Annotated in this window: 2 protein-coding genes; both read right to left on the reverse strand. The window is 73.0% G+C overall.

The genetic code is table 11. From position 1 onward, the window contains the following. The coding region (locus tag A5646_RS24215; RefSeq protein ID WP_067024746.1) for an ATP-dependent helicase at positions 1–2,595 on the reverse strand (2,595 nt) is incomplete at its 3' end. After that, positions 2,592–3,432 (reverse strand): PD-(D/E)XK nuclease family protein (locus A5646_RS24220; protein WP_197505274.1); only part of this gene is annotated, 841 nt, incomplete at its 5' end. The genes A5646_RS24220 and A5646_RS24215, both read right to left, overlap by 4 nt.

Here is a 3,432-nt window from a genome sequence, read left to right on the forward strand (position 1 = left end):
GCGCAGCGCCTGAGCCACCAGCGCCGCCCCGCGCTCGACGTCGTTGCGTCGCTCGGCTAGCGGGTCGGGTGGCCACACAGCCTCGATGACGTTGTCGCGCAGTGGGTTTTGCTCACCGTCGGCGGGTGGCGGCGCCCAGTGCTCCACCGTTCCGCACGGGTCGCCGGCCGCGGCCGAGTCGTCGATGACGGCGTTGATCTCGCACAAAAAGTCCGACGGGCCGCGCGGCTTGATGCCGGTGGCCGCCCAGTGGTGCCCCGACACCAGCAGGGTGTCCTCTGCGCGGGTGATGGCGACGTAGAGCAGCCGCCGCTCCTCGTCGATGCGCCGCTGCTCGAGCTGGCGGCGGTGCTCGGAGATCTTGTCCGACAGCTGCTTTCGGTTGGTGACGTCCGAGGTGTCCATCACCGGGATGCCCAGGGCGCCCGCGGCGGCGCGGTCGCCGCGCAACAGCGGGGGTAACTCGCCGGCATCGGTGAGCCAGGTGCTCTTCGACGCCGTGGACGGGAAGGTGCCACCGGACAGGTGGGCCACCGCCACGACTTGCCATTCCAGCCCCTTCGCCGAGTGCACGGTGAGGATTTGGACGCGGTCGCGGGCGACCGCCAATGGTGCCGGCGCCAAGCCGTTTTCGACCGACTCGGCCACGTCCAAGTAGGCCAGCAGGCCGGTCACCGACGTGGCCGCCGATCCGTCCGCGGGCCCGGTTACGGCGTCGGTGCGTTCGGCGTACGCGGCGACGACGTCGGCGAACGCGTCCAGATGCTCGCTGCCGGCCCAGCCGGCCCCGACCCCGGCCGCGGCCCGGACCTCGCAGTCGATGCCCAGCACCCGGCGCACCTCGGCGACGAGGTCCCCGAGCGGATGGCCGAGGTGGGCGCGCAGGGCGCTCAGTTCGGCGGCCAGCGCCGTGATGCGTTGATACCCCGCGGCCGAATATGCCTCGGCCGCACCGGGATCGGCGATCGCGTCGGCCAGGCACACGGTGTCCGCGTCGGGGCCGGCCGCGCTCGCGATCGACTCGGGCGAACAGGGATCGCCGGTCGGCACACCCCCGCCCAGTACACGCGCGCGCTGCCACAACGCCGCGAGGTCACGCGCACCCAGGCGCCAGCGCGAACTCGTGAGCACCCGCATCGCCGCCGCGCCGGCCGTCGGATCGGCGACCAGCCGCAGCATGGCGACCACCTCGGCGACCTCCGGGATGGCCAGCAGCCCCGCCAGTCCGACGACCTCGACCGGGATCCCGCGGGCGCGCAGCGCGTCCGCGATGGGCGCGGCATCGGCGTTGCGGCGCACCAGCACCGCGGCCGTCGGCGGGCTGACGCCCTCGTCGCGGGCCCGCCGGTAGTGCGCGTCGAGGTGCTCGGCGATCCACTCCCGCTCGGCCGTCACGTCGGGCAGCAACGCACAGCGGACCGTGCCGGGTGGGGCATCCGGGCGCGGGCGCAGCGCGTGCACGGCCACCGAGCGCCGCCGCGCCTCCGCCGACACCGCGTTGGCCACCCGCAGGGCCCGCGGCGGATTGCGCCAGCTGGTCCGCAACTCGCACATGGGCGCGGGGGTGCCGTCGGATCGGGGGAAGTCGGTGGTGAACCGGGGCAGGTTGGTCGCCGACGCGCCGCGCCAGCCGTAGATCGACTGGATGGGGTCACCGACGGCCGTGAGCGCCAGGCCGTCGTCGACCCCACCCCCGAACAGCGTTGAGAGCGCGATGCGTTGGGCGTGGCCGGTGTCCTGGTATTCGTCGAGCAGTACCACCCGGTAGCGGCTGCGCAGGTCCTCGCCCACTTGCGGGAAGGTCGCCGCCAGCCTGGCCGCCGACGCCATCTGCATCCCGAAATCCATCACCTTCGCGGCGCGCATGCGTTCGTCGAGGGCGTCGAGCAGGGGCACCAGTTCGGCGCGCTCGGTCTGGGTGGCCAGCAGCCGCAGCAGCCATTGGCTGGGGCCGCGGTCGCGTTGGTAGGGGCCGGCGGGCAGGGAGTGGATCAGCCGCTCCAGCTCCAGGTGGGTGTCGCGCAGCTGGCCGGTGTCCACCAGGTGCTCGGCCAGCTGCCCCCACAGCCGCAGCACCATCGAGGTGACCGCCGCCGGGGTCTTGTCGGTCCGCAGCTGCCCGGGATAGGCGTTCACCACGTCGATAGCCAGTTGCCACAACTCGGTTTCGCTGAGCAGCCGGGTGTCGGGCTCGACGGGCAGCAGCAGCCCGTAGTCGCGCAGCAGCGAGCCCGCGAAGGCGTGGTAGGTGCTGACCGTCGGCGCGCCCTCGGTGTCGACGGGTGCGTCGGCGGCGCCAGGCGGGCCCAGCCCGACGCCGGCCAGCCGGGCCAGTCGGGACCGGACCCGGCGCAGCAGCTGGCCGGCGGCCTTGCGGGTGAAGGTCAATCCCAGCACCTGACCGGGATCGGCGTAGCCGTTGGCGATCAGCCACACCACCCGCGCGGCCATGGTTTCGGTCTTGCCGGCGCCCGCCCCGGCGATGACCACCAGCGGCCCCGGCGGCGCGGCGATGACGGCGGCCTGCTCGTCGGTCGGCGGGAAAAGCCCGAGCGCCTTGGCCAATTCGGCCGGGGAATAGCGCGGCGGCGTCATCGCTGTGATCCGTCGGCGTGGGCCGGGCAGTTCGCCCGGATGGGGCAATGGCTGCAGCCGTCGTTGCGCCGCGCGATGAATTGCGGGCCGGACGTCGCGTCGGCCGCCCGGGCGATGACCTCGCGCCATTCATCGCCGCCGGCCGCGGTCAGCGGATCCTGTTCGCGTTCGGCCACTCCCGATGCCCCGGTCTTGCCGAGGTAGACCAGCCGGGCACCGCCGGGTTCGACGTTCTCGGTGCCATTGCCGACCAATCCGTCGGCCACCGCCAGCTGATACATGGCCAGCTGGGCGTGCTGTTGCGCGTCGTCCTTGCTGACCGGCGTCTTGCCGGTTTTGATGTCGACGATGACCAGCCGGCCGGCGGCATCCCGTTCCAGCCGGTCGACCCGCCCGCGCAGCCGGACCTCGCCGCCGCCCTCGGTGGCCACGGTTCCGTCGATCTCGACCTCGACGCCGACCTCGGTCAGTGCGCCCCGGGTCTGCGACCGCCACTCGATGAACGCCTCCAGCATGGCCCGGTGGCGAGCCAGCTCGTTGGCCGAATGCCATTGCGCCGCAAAGGGTAGGTGTCCCCAGGCGCGGTCCAGCTCGGCCAGCAATTCCGATTCGCTCTTGTGCGGTTGGGCGATCAGGGCGTGCACCACCGATCCGATCGCCGAGCGCACATCGCGCGGGTTGGATCCGCCGTGCCGCTCGGCGAGCCAGCGCAGCGGGCAGTCGTTGAGGGTCTGCATGGTTGAGGGCGTCAACGTCACCACATCGCCGCTGCCCCGCAACGGTTCGCTGGTGCTGACCGGGGTCAGGCCGTGCCATCCGGCCGGGTCGGCGCCGGGC

Origin of the sequence: Mycobacterium sp. 1245499.0, from assembly GCF_001673615.1 — a bacterium.
GTDB lineage: Bacteria > Actinomycetota > Actinomycetes > Mycobacteriales > Mycobacteriaceae > Mycobacterium > Mycobacterium europaeum_A.